Here is a 15,863-nt window from a genome sequence, read left to right on the forward strand (position 1 = left end):
CGGTTCATCCCGTGACGCCCACCACCAGCCAGATGAAGGCCGCGCCCGCGATCGTGCACAGCAGGGTGGAGCGGGCGGGGTGTTCGTGGTGGGCCTCGGGGAGGATCTCCGCCGCGGCGAGGTACAGCAGCGCGCCGCCGAACAGGCCGAGATAGCCGCCGAGGACGCCCGCCGGGACGGTGAGGAACGTGGACGCGGCGGCTCCGGCGACGGGGGCGACCGCGTCCGCGAAGAGCATGGCCAGGGCCTTGCGGCGGGCGTTGCCGTACAGGCTGGTGAGGGTGAAGGTGTTGAAGCCGTCCGCGAAGTCGTGGGCGATGACGGCCAGCGCGACCGCGGTGCCCATCCCCTCGCCCACCTGGAACGACGCGCCGATCGCCACGCCGTCCATCAGGCTGTGGCCCACCATCGCCCCGGCCGCCGTCAGGCCCACCTCGGGGGCCCTGTGCCGGTGTTCGTCCGCCCCGTGCGAGGCCCGGCGGACCGCCAGCAGGCGTTCCACCAGATGGGCGAGGAGGAAGCCGGCCAGGAACAGCAGGAGCGCGGCCGGGACGCCGTGGACCTCGGCGCCCGCCGCCCGCAGCGCCTCGGGCAGCAGGTCCAGGCAGGCCACCCCGAGCATCAGCCCGCCGGCCAGGCCCAGCACCAGATGGCGGCGGTCGGTCACCCGCTGTGCCGTCCAGCCGCCGGCCAGCGTCATCAGGAACGCGCCGAGCGCGACGAAGACCGCCATAGGCCCTTGCTATCGGATGGAACCGCGTTCCCGCACGTCCGACAGCCATAACCGCAGTACTCGTAGGAGAGGACCGATTCCCATGGCCGATGCCCCCACCGGCAAGGTGACCTTCGTCGGTGCCGGCCCCGGCGCCGCCGACCTGCTGACGTTCCGTGCCGCGCGCGCCATCGCCGAGGCCGACGTCGTGATCTGGGCCGCGAGCCTGGTCCAGGCGGAGGTCCTCGGACACGCCCGCGAGGACGCCGAGATCCTGGACTCGGCGGCCATGTCGCTGGAGGACGTCGTCGCGGTGTACCGACGCGCGTTCGAGGAGGGACTCCGGGTGGCCCGCATCCACTCCGGCGACCCGGCCCTGTGGGGCGGCACGCAGGAGCAGCTGGACCGCTGCCAGGAGATCGGCATCGCGACCGAGGTCGTGCCGGGCGTCTCCTCCTTCTCCGCCGTGGCCGCGCTGGCCCGGCGCGAGCTGACGATTCCCGAGGTCGCGCAGTCCGTGGTGCTGACCCGGCTGGGCGGGGGCAAGACGCCGATGCCGCCCGGCGAGGAGGTCCGCGAGTTCGCCCGTCACGGGACCACCATGGCGATCTTCCTGTCGGCGGCGCGCAGCGGGCAGCTGGTGCGGGAGCTGCTGGAGGGCGGCTACCCGACGAGCACCCCGGTGGTGATCGCGTACCAGGCGACCTGGCCGGAGGAGCTGGTCGTGAAGTGCACGATCGGCACGCTGGAGGAGACCGTCAAGGAGCACCGGCTCTGGAAGCACACACTGTTCCTGGTCGGTCCGGCGCTGGACGCGCACGGAACGCGTTCGCACCTGTACCACCCGGGTCACTTCCACGGCTACCGCAAGGCCGACCCCGAGGCGCGGCGGGCGCTGCGCGAGCAGCGGGCGAAGAGTTGATCACCGTCGTCGGTGCGGGGACCGGGGCGCCGGTGCCCGCGGACGTCCTCGCCGGGGCCGCGCTGGTCGTCGGCGGGCGGCGGCACCTGGACGCCGTACGGCTGCCCGAGGGGGCGGAGCGGGTGGTGCTCGGTCCGCTGGCTCCGGCGCTGGAGGCCATCGCCGGGTACGTCGGCAAGGAGCTGCCGGTGGTCGTGCTGGCGTCCGGGGACCCGGGGTTCTTCGGGATCGTGCGGGCGCTGGCCGAACGGTTCGGGTCCGGGCTGCTGGACGTGCGGCCGGGGGTGTCCTCCGTGGCCGCCGCCTTCGCCCGGATCGGACTGCCCTGGGACGACGCGGTCGTGGTCAGCGCGCACGGCCGGGACCTGCGGACGGCGGTGAACGTGTGCCGGGCGCGGCCGAAGGTGGCCGTGCTGACCGGGCCCGGCGCCGGTCCGGCCGAGCTGGGGGCCGCGCTCCCCGGTGACCGGACCCTGGTCGTGGCGCGCGCGCTCGGCGATCCGGGGCGGGAGCGCGTGGAGCGGGTGACGGCCGCCGAGGCGGCGGCGCGGGACTGGGGCACGGCGGTGAGCGTGGTGCTGTGCCTGGACGAGTCGCGGGCGCTCGGCGCGGTGCGGACGGTGGCCGGTGTGCCCGGCGCGCCGGACCGGTGGGCCCTGGAGGAGGGCGCGTTCGCGCACCGGGACTCGATGATCACCAAGTTCGAGGTGCGGGCGCTGGCCCTGGCCCGGCTGGGGCCGCGCCTGGGCGACCTGGTGTGGGACGTGGGCGCCGGGTCGGGCTCGGTCGCGGTGGAGTGCGCGCGGCTCGGGGCCGCCGTCGTCGCCGTGGAGAAGACCCCGGACGGGGTGGCGCGCATCCGTGCCAACGCGGACGCCCACGGCGTCGGCGTGGAGGTGGTGCACGGCTCGGCGCCGGACGCCCTGGCGGGGCTGGCCGGCGATCCCGACGCGGTGTTCGTCGGCGGCGGGGGCCGGGAGCTGCCCGCCGTGGTGACCGCGTGCGCGCGGCGGGCCCGGCGGACGGTCGTCGTCGCCATGGCCGCGCTGGACCGGGTGCCGGCGGCCCGGCAGGCGCTGGCGGAGGCCGGGTTCACCTGCGACGGGGTGCTGTTGCAGTCCTCGCGCCTCGCGCCGCTGCCGGGGGACGTCACCCGGCTCGCGGCCACCAATCCTGTGTTCCTGCTGTGGGGCGTGAGAACCCCGGTGTCTAGTGAAGGAGTAGTCCAGTGATCGGCCTGTTTTCCGCCACCGCGGCGGGGGCGGCGGCGCGGGACCGGCTGGCCGCGGCCTGGCCGGAGCGCACGCGCGTCTACGAGGGTCCCGTCGGGGAGGCCGTCCGGGCCGCGTTCGCGGAGTGCGAGCAGCTGGTGTGCTTCCTGGCGACCGGCGCGGTGGTACGGCTGCTCGCACCGCTGCTCGCCGGCAAGGCGGCCGACCCGGGTGTGGTGTGCGTGGACGAGGGCGGCCGGTTCGCGGTGTCGCTGCTCGGCGGGCACGGCGGCGGTGCCAACGCGCTCGCCCGCGAGGTGGGCGCGGTGCTGGGCGCCGAGCCGGTGGTGACGACCGCGACGGACGCGGCCGGGCTGCCGGGCCTGGACACGCTCGGGCTGCCGTACGAGGGGTCGGTCGCCGCGGTCTCCCGTGCGCTGCTGGACGGCGAACCGGTCGCGCTGGAGGCGGAGGTGGCGTGGCCGCTGCCGCCGCTGCCGGTGGCAGCCGAGGGGGCGTACACGATCCGGGTGACCGACCGGGCCGTCACGGCGGGCGAGCGGGAGGTGCTGCTCCGGCCGCCGTCGCTGGTGGTCGGGGTCGGCGCGTCGAAGGGCGCGCCGGCCGAGGAGGTCGTCGGCCTGGTCGAGGAGGCGCTGCGGGAGGCGGGCCTGTCGCCGCGGTCGGTCGCCGAGCTGGCCACCGTGGACGCCAAGGCCGGGGAGCCGGGCATCGTGGCCGCCGCCGAACGGCTCGGGGTGCCCCTGGTGTCGTACTCCGCCGGGGAACTGGCGGCGGTCGAGGTGCCCAACCCGTCCGAGGCGCCCCTCGCGGCCGTCGGCACCCCGTCGGTCGCGGAGGCCGCCGCCCTGGTCCGGGGCGGTGAACTCCTCGTCCCCAAGCGGAAGTCGGGCGCGCGGCCCGCCATGGCGACCTGTGCGGTCGTACGGCGTCCGGGGCGCGGACGGCTGGCGGTCGTCGGCCTCGGGCCGGGCGCCCGGGACCTGCTCACCCCGCGCGCGGCGGCCGAGCTGCGGCGGGCGTCGGTGCTGGTCGGGCTCGACCAGTACGTGGACCAGATCCGCGATCTGCTGCGGCCCGGCACCCGGGTGCTGGAGTCGGGGCTCGGCGCGGAGGAGGAGCGGGCCCGGACGGCGGTCGCACAGGCCCGCGAGGGGCACGCGGTGGCGCTGATCGGCAGCGGGGACGCGGGCGTGTACGCCATGGCCTCCCCGGCGCTCGCCGAGGCCTCGGACGACATCGACGTGGTCGGGGTGCCCGGGGTGACGGCCGCGCTGGCCGCCGGGGCGGTCCTGGGCGCGCCGCTGGGCCACGACCACGTGTCCATCAGCCTGTCCGACCTGCACACGCCCTGGGACGTCATCGAGCGCCGGGTGCGCGCGGCGGCCGAGTCGGACCTCGTCGTCACCTTCTACAACCCACGCTCCCGGGGCCGCGACTGGCAGCTGCCGAAGGCGCTGGGCATCCTCGCCGAGCACCGGGACGCCGGAACTCCGGTCGGTGTCGTCCGCAACGCCTCCCGCGCCGACGAGTCCGCCCGGATCACCACGCTCGCCGCGCTCGACCCCGCGACGGTCGACATGATGACGGTCGTGACGGTGGGCAACACCGCGACCCGGAACATCGCCGGGCGCATGGTGACACCGCGCGGCTACCGCTGGCAGGAGGACCCGAGGTGAACCGCGTCGTGCACCCGATCGAGCAGGAGTCCTACCGGCGGCTGCGCGCCCGCCTGGACACCTCGCACTTCCCGCCGCTGACCCGGGCGGTGGTGGAGCGGGTCATCCACTCCGCCGCCGACCTGGAGTACGCGGACGACCTCGTCATGGACGAGGGCGAACTGGCGGCCGCGCACGCGGCGCTGCACGCAGGGGCGCCGGTGGTCGTGGACGTCGAGATGGTGGCCGCCGGGATCACCCGGCGCGAGACCGTCTGCCGGCTGAGGGACGCGGTGGCCGGGCCGGGCCTGACCCGGTCGGCGCACGCGATCCGGCTCGCGTACGAGCAGGTCGGTCCCGGTGCCCTCTGGGTGATCGGCAACGCGCCGACCGCGCTGGAGGAGCTGCTGACCCTGGACGCCGCCCCGGCGCTCGTCATCGGCCTGCCCGTCGGCTTCGTCGGTGCGGTCGAGTCCAAGGCCGCGTTGCGGATGAGCGGTCTGCCCGCCGTGAGCAACGTGTCCGAGAAGGGCGGGTCGGCGGTCGCGTCCGCCGCGCTCAACGCCCTGCTGTACCACCCCGCTTCACACTCCGAGGAGAACGCGTGACCACCCCGCCCGCCCTGCTCATCGCCGGCCACGGCACCCGTGACGACGCCGGCGCCGAGGCGTTCCGTGCCTTCGTCCGGGAGCTGGGGCGCCGCCACCCCGGGCTGCCCGTCGCCGGCGGTTTCATCGAGCTGTCCCCGCCGCCGCTGGGCGAGGCCGTCACCGAGCTGGTCGAACAGGGCGTACGCCGGTTCGCCGCCGTGCCGCTGATGCTGGTGTCCGCCGGGCACGCCAAGGGTGACATCCCGGCGGCGCTGGCCCGTGAGAAGGAGCGCCACCCGGGCATCTCGTACACCTACGGCCGTCCGCTGGGCCCGCACCCGGCGCTGCTGGGCGTGCTGGAGCGGCGGCTGGACGAGGCGCTGGGCGGCACGGACCGCTCGGAGGCGACCGTGCTGCTGGTCGGGCGCGGCTCCACCGACCCCGACGCCAACGCCGAGGTGTTCAAGGCGGCGCGGCTGCTGTGGGAGGGCCGGGGGTACGCCGGGGTGGAGACGGCGTTCGTGTCGCTCGCGGCGCCGGACGTGCCGAGCGGGCTGGACCGGTGCGCGGCGCTGGGGGCGCGGAGGATCGTCGTCCTCCCCTACTTCCTGTTCACCGGCATCCTGCCGGACCGGGTGCGGCGGCAGACCGAGGAGTGGGCCGCCGCGCACCCGGGGACCGAGGTGCGCTCGGCCGACGTCCTCGGGCCCGAGCCGGAGCTGCTGGACCTGGTGATGGAGCGGTACGAGGAGGCCGTCAAGGGCGATCTGCGCATGAACTGCGACTCGTGCGTGTACCGGATCGCGCTGCCCGGCTTCGAGGACAAGGTCGGGCTGCCGCAGCAGCCGCACTTCCACCCGGACGACGACGACCACCACCACCACGGGCACGGGCACCACCCTCACGGGGGGCACTCGCACAGCCATGCGCACTGAAGCGACCGCCTGGTCCGGCGGGTCCGGGCACGACCTGCGGCACCACGGGGACGCGGAGGTGCGGGACGACGGGGCCGCGTTGGTCGACCTCGCCGTCAACGTCCGTGCGGACACGCCCCCGGGGTGGCTGCGAGAGGAGATCGCCGGCTCGCTGTCGTCCCTCGCGGCCTACCCGGACGGGCGGGCCGCGCGGGCGGCGGTCGCGGCGCGGCACGGGCTGCCGGTGGAGCGGGTGCTGCTGACGGCGGGCGCGGCGGAGGCGTTCGTGCTGCTCGCCCGGGCGCTGAAGGTCCGTCGGCCGGTCGTCGTGCACCCGCAGTTCACCGAGCCGGAGGCCGCGCTGCGGGACGCCGGGCACAGCGTGGACCGGGTGCTGCTGCGGGAGGCGGACGGGTTCCGGCTGGATACGGCTGCCGTGCCGGAGGACGCCGACCTGGTGGTGATCGGCAACCCCACGAATCCGACGTCGGTGCTGCATCCGGCGGAGGCGGTCGTCCGGCTCGCCCGGCCGGGGCGGACGCTGGTGGTGGACGAGGCGTTCATGGACGCCGTGCCCGGTGAGCGGGAGGCGCTGGCCGGGCGGACGGACGTGCCGGGGCTGGTGGTGCTGCGCAGCCTCACCAAGACCTGGGGGCTGGCCGGGCTGCGCATCGGGTACGTGCTGGCCGCGCCCGAGGTGATCGCCGAGCTGGAGCGGGCGCAGCCGTTGTGGCCGGTGTCGACACCGGCGCTGGCGGCCGCGCGGGCGTGTGTGGCGCCGAGGGCGCTGGCGGAGGCGGGGCACGCGGCGCACCGCATCGCCGGGGACCGGGCGCACCTGGTCGCCGGGCTGGCGGCGTTCGCCGCTCGCGGAGTGCGGGTGGTGGAGGCGGCGGAGGGTCCGTTCGTGCTGGTCCGTATGCCGGGCGCGGCCGGGGTGCGTCGGCGGTTGCGGGAGCTGGGCTACGCGGTGCGCCGGGGTGACACGTTCCCGGGGCTCGGGGAGGAGTGGGTACGGGTCGCGGTGCGGGACCGGGCGACGGTGAACGGGTTCCTGCGGGCGCTGTCGTCCGCACTGGAGTCGCCGGCCCACCCGGCTGTGCCGCCCGGCTGAGAGGCCGGGCCACCGACCGGCGGGGGGCGCGGCGCGAGGCCGTCCGTGCACCGCCGGCGGGACCGGTCACGCGCACCGCCGACGGGACCGCCCCCGGCGTTCCCCCTCCCCCCTGCTGCCGCCAGGTGACCGCTCCCCCAGCCACCCCGACCCGACCGCTTCCCCGGCCACCGCCCACGTGACACACCCCCCGCCACGGCCGGCCACCCGGCGGCCCCGGCACCGGCCCAGCCGCAGCCCCCCGTCAGCTCTTCCGGCGTCGGGCCACGGCGACCGCTCCCCCGCCCGCCAGCAGCAGGGCGAGTGCGCCGCCCGCGATGTACGGGGTCGCCGAGCTGCCGCCGGTCTCCGCGAGGTCGGCTGCGGCGGGGGCGCCCTGGGGGCGGGGGCCGGCGGCCGGGTCGTGGCTCGGTGCCGGGGTCGTGGCGGGCGGGGTCACCGGGGACTCGCAGGTGGCCTTGGCCAGGGTGACCGTGCCCTCGACGTCGGCCACGTTCAGCTTCAAGGGGTTGACGTACACCTTGAGTTCGAGGGCGGTCGCGGCGGCCGTACGGGTCGTGGTGCTCCGCCGGGACAGGTCGAGACGGACCTCGCCGACGCCGGGCACCTTCACCTCGGTCGGGCCGCCGGCGGTGAGGGTGACGCGCTTGCCGAGGACGGTGACGGCACCGAGGACGTTCGCGGAGGCGACCGGTGCCCTGCCGGCCTCACAGGTCGCCCTGGCGGTGATCGTGTCGGCCTTGATCAGGGACAGCAGGGGCAGGCCGGGGACGTGCAGCTCGGCGTGGACGACCCGGACCGAGCCCTCGGCGCGCCGCGCGGTCGCCGTGGCCCTGGCCTGGGCGACGTCCGCGCCGAGGACGGTGAACGGCTTGCCGCCGTTCACGCCGTCGAGGCGGGCGGACAGCGCGGTCCGGCCGGCGCTGCGCGGTGCCTGGACCTCGTTGAGGGAGACCGCGAGCGGGACGTTCACGGTCTTGTCGAGCAGGGACACGCCGAGCCCGGTGCGCAGGACGACGGCGGAGGCGCGACCGTGGGCACCGGTCGCGTGCGCGGCGCCCGCGCCCCCCAGGACCACGGGCGCCGAGGCGAGGGCCGTGGCCGTCGCGAGGACGGTGAGACGGCGTGCGGACATGCGGAAGTTGTTGCTGTTCAAGGCGGTGGGACCCCCAGACGGAACCTGCTTGGGACCCGTCAACCTTGTCCCCGGTGTGGGTGAACGGTCAGCGATCCGGGGTTACTTCACCCAAACGTGGATTTTCCGCAAGCCGATTCGATTCCAGGGCGAAATCGGCCCGATCACGGGAACGTCTACTCGACCACCCGTCCGTTCAGCACCACCCGCCGGGGCGCCGCCAGCACCCGTACGTCCGCCCGGGGGTCGGCCTCGTACACCACGAGGTCGGCCGGGGCGCCCTCCTCCAGCCCGGGCCGGCCGAGCCAGGCGCGGGCCGCCCAGCTCGTGGCGGCGAGCGCGTCGAGCGGCGGGATGCCGGCGGCGACCAGTTCGGCGACCTCCTCCGCGACCAGCCCGTGCGGCAACGACCCGCCGGCGTCCGTGCCGACGAAGACCGGGATGCCGGCGTCGTAGGCGGCGCGCACGGTGTCGTACCGCCGCTCGTGCAGCCGGCGCATATGGGCGGACCAGCGCGGGAACTTCTTCTCGCCGCCGTCCGCGAGCCGGGGGAAGGTGGCGATGTTGACGAGGGTCGGGACGATCGCGACACCCCGCTCGGCGAACAGCGGGATCAGGTCCTCGGTGAGGCCGGTGGCGTGCTCGATGCAGTCGATGCCCGCCTCGACCAGGTCGCGCAGGGAGTTCTCGGCGAAGCAGTGGGCGGTGACCCGGGCGCCGAGCCGGTGGGCCTCGGCGATGGCCGCCTCCACCGCCCCGCGCGGCCAGCAGGGGGCCAGGTCGCCGAGGTCGCGGTCGATCCAGTCGCCGACCAGCTTGACCCAGCCGTCGCCGCGCCGGGCCTCCCGGCCGACGTAGGCGACGAGGTCGTCCGGCTCGATCTCCCAGGCGAAGTTGCGGATGTAGCGGCGGGTGCGGGCGATGTGCCGGCCCGCCCGGATGATCTTCGGGAGGTCGTCGCGGTCGTCGATCCAGCGGGTGTCGGAGGGCGAGCCCGCGTCGCGGACCAGCAGGGTGCCGGTCTCCCGGTCGGTGAGCGCCTGCTTCTCGGCGGTGTCCGCGTCGACCGGACCCTCGGCGCCCAGCCCCACGTGGCAGTGGGCGTCGACGAGGCCGGGCAGCGCCCAGCCCTCGACGGTGGTGACGTCGCGGGCCCCGGCGGGGCGGTCGTAGCAGACGCGGCCCCCGACCACCCACAGCTCGTCACGGACGTCGTCCGGCCCGGCCAGGACCCGGCCCTTCACGTGCAGCACCGCACCATCGCTCATGCCCGCACCCTAACGGCCTACGGCTCGGACTTGCCCACCTGCTCCGAGGTCTCCTCCTCGACCTCGGCCATGGCCGGGTCGAGCAGCCGGGAGAGGAAGTGCCGAGTGCGCTCGTGCTGCGGGTCGCCGATCACCCGCTCCGGGCTGCCGTCCTCGACGATCACACCGCCGTCCATGAAGACGACCCGGTCGGCGACCTCGCGGGCGAACGTCATCTCGTGCGTGACGACCATCATCGTCATGCCCTCCCGCGCGAGCCGGCGCATGACGGCGAGGACGTCGCCGACCAGCTCCGGGTCGAGCGCGGAGGTCGGCTCGTCGAAGAGCATCACCTCGGGGCCCATGGCGAGCGCGCGGGCGATGGCGACGCGCTGCTGCTGGCCGCCGGAGAGGGAGGACGGGTAGGCGTCCGCCTTCTCGGAGAGGCCGACGCGGGCCAGGTTCTCGGCGGCGACGCGCGCGGCCGTCCCCTTGTCCCGCCCGAGGACGCGGCGCTGCGGCAGCGTGAGGTTCCCGGTGACGTCCAGGTGCGGGAAGAGGTTGAACTGCTGGAAGACCATGCCGATGCGGCGGCGTACGGCGTCGATGTCCACGTCGGGGTCGGTCACCTCGGTGCCGCCGACGAAGACCTGCCCCTTGGTGGGCTCCTCCAGCAGGTTCACGCAGCGCAGCAGCGTGGACTTGCCGGAGCCGGAGGGGCCGATGACGCAAACGACCTCGCCCTGGCCGATCTCCAGGTCGATGCCGCGCAGCACCTCGTTGTCGCCGAAGGACTTGTGCAGTCCGCGGACCTCGATCTCCGGGCGGCTCACCGGATCGCCTCCTGGGCCTTGGATTCCATGCGGCGGACGACGAAGCTGAGCGGGATGGTGACCAGCAGGTAGCACAGGCCCGCGACCAGGATCGGCGTGGAGTTGGCGGTCGTACTGGCGAGGTCGCGGCCGAACTTGGACAGTTCCCGCTCCTCCAGGGTGACACCGAGGAACAGCACCAGCGAGGAGTCCTTGAAGAGCAGGACGAGTTCGTTGGTGAGCGGCGGCAGGATGATGCGGAAGGCCTGCGGGACGATGATGGAGACCATGGCCTTCGCGGGCGAGAAGCCGAGCGAACGGGCCGCCTCCATCTGTCCCTTGGGCACCGCCTGGATGCCGGCCCGGATGGTCTCGGCCATGTACGCGGCCGAGACCAGGCCGAGCGCCAGGGCGACCTTGCCGTAGGTGCCGCCCGGGATCTCCGTGCCGGGGAAGGCGAGGGGCACGGCGACGCCGACGAAGATGAAGATCAGCAGGGCGGGCAGCCCGCGGAAGATCTCGATGTAGACGCCCGCCAGCCAGCGGTAGGGGCCCACGGAGGACAGCCGCATCAGCGCGATGACCATGCCGAGGACGAGTCCGACGACGAAGCCGGACAGCGTGTAGAGCACGGTGTTCTTCAGCGCCAGCGTGATGACGTCCGGGAACATCTGCTTCGCGATGTCCGCCTGGGCGAACTGGTTCTGCAGCCGGCCCCAGTCCGCCGTGACCGCGAAGGCGATCACGGCGGCGGCGAAGACGGCGTACTGGACGCCGCGTGACAGGCTGCGCTTCTGACGCCGGGTCAGTCCCTTTTTCTTCGGCTGGAGGGCTGTGTCCGTGTCGGTCATGAGGCGGCGGGAGAGGCGACGGAGGCCTCGTACGGGCCGATCCACTGCTCGTAGATCTTCTTGTAGGTGCCGTCGGCCTTCGCGGTCTTGATCGCCTTGTTGACGGCGTCGAGCAGCGCCTTGTTGCCCTTCTTGACGGTGAAGCCGTACTGCTCACCGGTCTTGAGGTTGTCGACGACCTTGAACTTGTCCGCGTTGGCCTTGTCCTTCAGCCAGCCCTGGACGACCGGGTAGTCGATCACGACGGCCTGGACCTGGCCGGTGCGCAGGCCGTTGAGGACGGCGTCGGAGGACTCGAAGGAGATCGGGTCGTAGCCCTTGCTCTTGACGTAGTCCTCGCCGGTGGTCTGCGCCTGGGCGCCGAGCTTCTTGCCCTTGGCCTTGACGTCGGCGAGCGAGCCGATCCCGCTGTTCTTGTCGACGAGGACGGCCTGGGTGGCCTCGAAGTACGGGTCGGAGAAGTCGACGTTCTTCTTGCGCTCGGCGGTGATGGTCATGCCGGCGGCGGCCAGGTCGCACTCGCCCGAGTTCAGGAAGGCACCCGTCTTGAAGTTCTCGAAGGGCGTGTCGAGGATCTGCTGCTTGACGCCGAGGTCCTTGGCGACGAGGTCGACGAGGGAGACGTCGAAGCCCTGCACCTTGCCGTTCACCTCCGACTGGAACGGCGGGTACGGCAGGTGGGTGCAGGTGGTCAGCTGACCGGCCTTGACCAGGTGGACGCCCTTGACCGTGGTCTTGCCGCTCCCCGAGTCGCTGGAGGAGCAGCCGGCCGCGACGAGCACGAGTGCGGCGGTCGCGGTGGTGGCGGCCAGGAGGCGGGTCCGGCGCCCGGCGAGCGTTTTCATGGGGGAGGTCTCCTGTCGGGGAACTAAGGGTTCCGATTATAAGGACGGGTTTGAGTCTCTCAAATCAAACCGATGGCCAGGCGGGCCCCCGACCTAAGATCGGGGGAGTCGGCCCCCGAGAGACGAAGAGAGCACCGCCGTGACCCACCCCTTCCTCGACCTGCCCCCGCTGACTGCCGAGCGTTTCGCCGCCATCGAGGACGGGGTGGCCCGGCTGCTGGACACCCGTCAGGACGTCCTGATCACTCAGGGCGAGGCGCTGCTGCCGCTGGAGGGCGCGATCCGCGCGGCCGCCGGTCCGGGCACGGTGGCCCTGAACGTGATCACGGGCCCCTACGGGCAGACCTTCGGCAACTGGCTGCGCGACGCCGGCGCCACGGTGCACGACCTCTCCGTCCCCTTCCACACGGCGGTGACCGCCGCGCAGGTCCGGGAGGCGTTCGCCGAGCACCCGGAGATCGACTTCGTGTCGCTGGTGCACGCCGAGGCGGCGACCGGCAACACCAACCCGGTGGCGGAGATCGGTGAGGTGGTGCGGGAGCGGGGCGCCCTGTTCTACCTGGACGCGGTGGCCTCCGTGGGCGCCGAGCCCGTGCTGCCGGACGCGTGGGGCGTGGACCTGTGCGTGATCGGGGCGCAGAAGGCGATGGGCGGCCCGGCGGGTGTGTCGGCGATCTCGGTGAGCGAGCGGGCGTGGGCCCGGATGGCCGCCAACCCGAACGCCCCGCGCCGCTCCTACCTGTCCCTGCTGGACTGGAAGGAGCGCTGGATCGACGCCGGCCGCAAGGCGCTGCCGCACGCTCCGGCGCAGCTGGAGATGCTGGCACTGGAGGCGTGCCTGGAGCGCATCGAGTCGGCGGGCCTTGAGTCGGTGATGGCCCGGCACCGGCGCGCGGCGCTGGCCTCGCGGGCCGGCGCGGTCGCACTGGGCGGGGGCCTGGAACCGTACGTGTACGAGGAGAGGGACGCGGCACCGGTCGCCACGACCCTGCGGGTGCCGTCCGGCGTGGTGGCCTCGGACCTGGTGGCCCGCGCCCTGGCGGCCGATCCCGCCCTGCCGCTCGCGGCGGGCGGCGGCGCCCTGGCCCGGGAGATGATCCGCGTCAACCACTACGGCCCCGACGCGACCCCGGGCGCGGTCCACGGCTCCCTGGCGGCACTGGGCGCGGCGCTCGCCGAGCAGGGCGTGCCGGTGGACCCCGCCGCCGCCCGCGCGGCGGTGGAGCACGCCTGGCGTTGACCGGCGATCCGCGGTCATCCCGGGAACGCGGCGGAACCCGGGACGCAACGAAAACGGCTCGCGCACACCGCGCGGGCCGTTTTCACATCGTGAATTCCAATTACTTTCACAAACTCCGCCAATTCTCCGGGCGATAGCTTCCCGTCTTCTTCTGCCCGCTTTTTGCAGGGCTAAACAAGAGAGTTTGCCGACACGTTTGCCGCGCTTTCCGATCTGTGACACACTCCACAGCGAATGAGATTTGTACGGATTTGCCGTGGGGCATTACGGACATTTCACCGTCACAGCGAGAACCCTTCGCGTTCGCTCCCGTGCATTTTCGAATTCGCCTCGCTAAATTCGTGCCGCATGACTGCCGCACCCGCAGACCTGCTCATCGAACAACCGGCGACGACCGACGGAGCCGCGCTCTGGCGTCTCGCCAAGGAATCGAGAACCCTCGACCTGAACTCCTCCTACAGCTATCTGCTGTGGTGCCGTGACTTCGCCGGCACCTCGGCGGTGGCGCGCGGCGCGGGCGGGGAGCCGGTCGGCTTCGTCACCGGATACCTGCGGCCGGACCGCCCCCGCACGCTGCTCGTCTGGCAGGTGGCCGTCGACCCCGCCCACCGGGGCCACGGCATCGCCGCCAAGCTGCTGGACGGGCTGACCGCCCGGCTCGTCGCGGAGCGGGGGATCACCGACGTGGAGACCACCATCACGCCCGGCAACACCGCCTCCGAGCGGCTGTTCACCTCCTTCGCCGAGCGGCACGGCGCACGGGTGACCCGCGAGGTGCTGTTCCCGGCCGAACTGTTCACGGACGGCCCGCACGACCCCGAAGTCCTCTACCACATCGGCCCGTTGACCGACTCCACCGCCCACTGAGGAGCGAATCACCGTGACCATCACCCAGCCCGACCTCAGCGTCTTCGAGACCCTGGAGTCCGAGGTGCGCAGCTACTGCCGCGGCTGGCCCACCGTCTTCGACCGCGCGCGGGGCAGCCGGATGTACGACGAGGACGGTCATGCGTACCTCGACTTCTTCGCCGGCGCCGGCTCACTCAACTACGGCCACAACAACCCCGTCCTCAAACGGGCGTTGATCGACTACCTGGAACGGGACGGCGTCACCCACGGCCTGGACATGTCGACCACGGCCAAGCGCACCTTCCTCCAGGCCTTCCAGGACCTGGTCCTGCGCCCGCGCGACCTGCCGTACAAGGTCATGTTCCCCGGGCCGACCGGCACCAACGCCGTCGAGTCGGCGCTGAAGCTGGCGCGGAAGGTGAAGGGCCGCGAGGCGATCGTGTCGTTCACCAACGCCTTCCACGGCATGTCGCTGGGCTCCCTCGCCGTGACCGGCAACGCCTTCAAGCGCGCCGGCGCGGGCATCCCGCTGGTGCACGGCACGCCCATGCCGTTCGACAACTACTTCGACGGCACGGTCCCGGACTTCCTGTGGTTCGAGCGGCTGCTGGAGGACCAGGGCTCCGGGCTGAACAAGCCCGCCGCCGTGATCGTGGAGACCGTGCAGGGCGAGGGCGGCATCAACGTGGCCCGGCCCGAGTGGCTGCGCGCGCTGAAGGAGCTGTGCGAGCGGCAGGACATGCTGCTGATCGTCGACGACATCCAGATGGGCTGCGGCCGTACCGGCGCGTTCTTCTCCTTCGAGGAAGCCGGCATCACCCCGGACATCGTCACCGTGTCGAAGTCGATCAGCGGCTACGGGCTGCCGATGTCGCTGTGCCTGTTCAAGCCCGAGCTGGACGTGTGGGAGCCGGGCGAGCACAACGGCACCTTCCGCGGCAACAACCCGGCCTTCGTGACCGCCACCGCCGCCCTGGAGACGTACTGGACCGACGGCGCGGCCATGGAGAAGCAGACCCGCGCCCGGGGCGAGCAGGTGGAGCAGGCCCTGATCTCCATCACCGAGGAGAACCTGGCCGACGTGAAGGAGTACCGCGGCCGCGGGCTCGTGTGGGGCCTGGAGTTCCACGACACGTCCCGGGCCTCCCGGGTCGCCCGCCGCGCCTTCGAGCTCGGGCTGCTGATCGAGACGTCCGGCCCCCGGGGCGAGGTCGTCAAGCTGCTGCCGGCCCTGACCATCACGCGCGACGAGCTGGACGAAGGACTCGGCGTCCTCGCCCGCGCCGTCCGCGAGACCGCCTGACCACACCCAGCAAGGAGGAAGTGCACCCCCATGATCGTCCGTTCGTTCAAGGACATCGAAGGCACCGACCGGCACGTCAGGGCGAAGTCCGGCACCTGGGAGAGCAAGCGGATCGTCCTCGCCAAGGAGCGCGTCGGCTTCTCCCTGCACGAGACCATCCTGTACGCCGGGACCGAGACGTCGATGTGGTACGCCAACCACATCGAGGCCGTCGTCTGCACCAGGGGCGAGGCCGAACTCACCGACCAGGAGACCGGGAAGACGTACACCATCACCCCCGGCACCATGTACCTCCTCGACGGCCACGAGCGGCACACGCTGCGCGTCAAGGAGGACTTCCACTGCATCTGCGTGTTCAACCCGCCGGTCACCGGCCGGGAGGACCACGACGAGAACGGCGTCTACCCCCTGCTCACCGAGCCCGAGGAGGTGTGAGGAC

At 73.3% G+C, this 15,863-nt stretch carries 16 protein-coding genes; 10 read left to right on the forward strand and 6 right to left on the reverse strand.

Annotation, left to right across the window (positions count from 1 at the left end; genetic code table 11):
• Positions 1–4 precede the first annotated feature (4 nt).
• Positions 5–733 carry a ZIP family metal transporter gene (locus LG395_RS09600; protein ID WP_171157557.1) on the reverse strand — a complete coding sequence of 243 codons (729 nt, stop codon included), beginning with the start codon at positions 731–733 and terminating at the stop codon, positions 5–7.
• Between the two features lie 82 nt (positions 734–815).
• Between LG395_RS09600 and cobM the strand changes: the two genes are divergently transcribed.
• From cobM to cobC, 6 genes are read left to right on the forward strand one after another with little or no spacing between them, the layout of a single operon-like run.
• Positions 816–1,634, forward strand: a complete 819-nt coding sequence (gene cobM, locus LG395_RS09605; RefSeq protein ID WP_225809095.1) for a precorrin-4 C(11)-methyltransferase — start codon at positions 816–818, stop codon at positions 1,632–1,634.
• Complete coding sequence (cbiE, locus tag LG395_RS09610; RefSeq protein WP_171157553.1) at positions 1,631–2,866, forward strand: precorrin-6y C5,15-methyltransferase (decarboxylating) subunit CbiE; 1,236 nt, start codon at positions 1,631–1,633, stop codon at positions 2,864–2,866. The genes cobM and cbiE overlap by 4 nt, the downstream gene beginning before the upstream one ends.
• Positions 2,863–4,545, forward strand: coding sequence for a precorrin-3B C(17)-methyltransferase (gene cobJ / locus LG395_RS09615; protein ID WP_225809096.1), 1,683 nt, complete (start codon positions 2,863–2,865; stop codon positions 4,543–4,545). Before cbiE ends, cobJ begins: the two co-directional genes overlap by 4 nt.
• Positions 4,542–5,132, forward strand: a complete 591-nt coding sequence (locus tag LG395_RS09620) for a precorrin-8X methylmutase (protein ID WP_171157549.1) — start codon at positions 4,542–4,544, stop codon at positions 5,130–5,132. Before cobJ ends, LG395_RS09620 begins: the two co-directional genes overlap by 4 nt.
• Positions 5,129–6,049, forward strand: a complete 921-nt coding sequence (locus LG395_RS09625) for a sirohydrochlorin chelatase (RefSeq protein WP_225809097.1) — start codon at positions 5,129–5,131, stop codon at positions 6,047–6,049. Before LG395_RS09620 ends, LG395_RS09625 begins: the two co-directional genes overlap by 4 nt.
• Positions 6,039–7,142: an Rv2231c family histidinol phosphate aminotransferase CobC gene (gene cobC, locus LG395_RS09630; protein WP_225809098.1), complete on the forward strand. Its 1,104-nt coding sequence runs from the start codon at positions 6,039–6,041 to the stop codon at positions 7,140–7,142. The genes LG395_RS09625 and cobC overlap by 11 nt, the downstream gene beginning before the upstream one ends.
• 244 nt (positions 7,143–7,386) lie before the next feature.
• Here cobC and LG395_RS09635 read toward each other — a convergent pair whose 3' ends face one another.
• The 5 genes from LG395_RS09635 to LG395_RS09655 all read right to left on the reverse strand — a co-directional run bounded on the left by LG395_RS09635 (position 7,387) and on the right by LG395_RS09655 (position 12,032).
• Complete coding sequence (locus LG395_RS09635) at positions 7,387–8,298, reverse strand: SCO1860 family LAETG-anchored protein (RefSeq protein WP_225809099.1); 912 nt, start codon at positions 8,296–8,298, stop codon at positions 7,387–7,389.
• Positions 8,299–8,453: 155 nt separating this feature from the next.
• Positions 8,454–9,545 (reverse strand): amidohydrolase family protein, encoded by a 1,092-nt coding sequence (locus LG395_RS09640; RefSeq protein WP_225809100.1) that lies wholly within the window; start codon positions 9,543–9,545, stop codon positions 8,454–8,456.
• 17 nt (positions 9,546–9,562) lie between these two features.
• A complete protein-coding gene (locus LG395_RS09645; protein WP_225809101.1) occupies positions 9,563–10,357 on the reverse strand; it encodes an amino acid ABC transporter ATP-binding protein in 795 nt (264 codons plus the stop codon).
• Positions 10,354–11,187 (reverse strand): amino acid ABC transporter permease, encoded by an 834-nt coding sequence (locus LG395_RS09650; RefSeq protein WP_171157537.1) that lies wholly within the window; start codon positions 11,185–11,187, stop codon positions 10,354–10,356. The genes LG395_RS09645 and LG395_RS09650 overlap by 4 nt, the downstream gene beginning before the upstream one ends.
• Complete coding sequence (locus LG395_RS09655) at positions 11,184–12,032, reverse strand: transporter substrate-binding domain-containing protein (protein WP_171157536.1); 849 nt, start codon at positions 12,030–12,032, stop codon at positions 11,184–11,186. The genes LG395_RS09650 and LG395_RS09655 overlap by 4 nt, the downstream gene beginning before the upstream one ends.
• Before the next feature lie 139 nt (positions 12,033–12,171).
• On the opposite strand from LG395_RS09655, the gene LG395_RS09660 reads away from it, so the two are divergent.
• From LG395_RS09660 to LG395_RS09675, 4 genes are all read left to right on the forward strand, one after another.
• On the forward strand, positions 12,172–13,272 hold the full coding sequence (locus LG395_RS09660; protein ID WP_171157534.1) for a pyridoxal-phosphate-dependent aminotransferase family protein: 1,101 nt from the start codon (positions 12,172–12,174) through the stop codon (positions 13,270–13,272).
• A gap of 348 nt (positions 13,273–13,620) precedes the next feature.
• Positions 13,621–14,139, forward strand: a complete 519-nt coding sequence (gene ectA, locus LG395_RS09665; protein WP_171157532.1) for a diaminobutyrate acetyltransferase — start codon at positions 13,621–13,623, stop codon at positions 14,137–14,139.
• Between the two features lie 13 nt (positions 14,140–14,152).
• Positions 14,153–15,424 (forward strand): diaminobutyrate--2-oxoglutarate transaminase, encoded by a 1,272-nt coding sequence (ectB, locus tag LG395_RS09670; RefSeq protein WP_225809102.1) that lies wholly within the window; start codon positions 14,153–14,155, stop codon positions 15,422–15,424.
• A gap of 30 nt (positions 15,425–15,454) precedes the next feature.
• Positions 15,455–15,859 carry an ectoine synthase gene (locus LG395_RS09675; RefSeq protein ID WP_171157528.1) on the forward strand — a complete coding sequence of 135 codons (405 nt, stop codon included), beginning with the start codon at positions 15,455–15,457 and terminating at the stop codon, positions 15,857–15,859.
• Positions 15,860–15,863: the final 4 nt, after the last annotated feature.

This window comes from Streptomyces spinosus (assembly GCF_020400655.1).
GTDB classification, from domain to species: domain Bacteria; phylum Actinomycetota; class Actinomycetes; order Streptomycetales; family Streptomycetaceae; genus Streptomyces; species Streptomyces argyrophylli.

Excerpts from the sequence above, each read along its gene's own strand:
- LG395_RS09650 (WP_171157537.1), bottom strand. The coding sequence starts at position 11,187 with ATGACCGACACGGACACAGCCCTCCAGCCGAAGAAAAAGGGACTGACC.
- LG395_RS09655 (WP_171157536.1), bottom strand. The coding sequence starts at position 12,032 with ATGAAAACGCTCGCCGGGCGCCGGACCCGCCTCCTGGCCGCCACCACC.
- LG395_RS09640 (WP_225809100.1), bottom strand. The coding sequence starts at position 9,545 with ATGAGCGATGGTGCGGTGCTGCACGTGAAGGGCCGGGTCCTGGCCGGG.
- LG395_RS09600 (WP_171157557.1), bottom strand. The coding sequence starts at position 733 with ATGGCGGTCTTCGTCGCGCTCGGCGCGTTCCTGATGACGCTGGCCGGC.
- cobM (WP_225809095.1), top strand. The coding sequence starts at position 816 with ATGGCCGATGCCCCCACCGGCAAGGTGACCTTCGTCGGTGCCGGCCCC.
- LG395_RS09675 (WP_171157528.1), top strand. The coding sequence starts at position 15,455 with ATGATCGTCCGTTCGTTCAAGGACATCGAAGGCACCGACCGGCACGTC.
- cobC (WP_225809098.1), top strand. The coding sequence starts at position 6,039 with ATGCGCACTGAAGCGACCGCCTGGTCCGGCGGGTCCGGGCACGACCTG.
- ectA (WP_171157532.1), top strand. The coding sequence starts at position 13,621 with ATGACTGCCGCACCCGCAGACCTGCTCATCGAACAACCGGCGACGACC.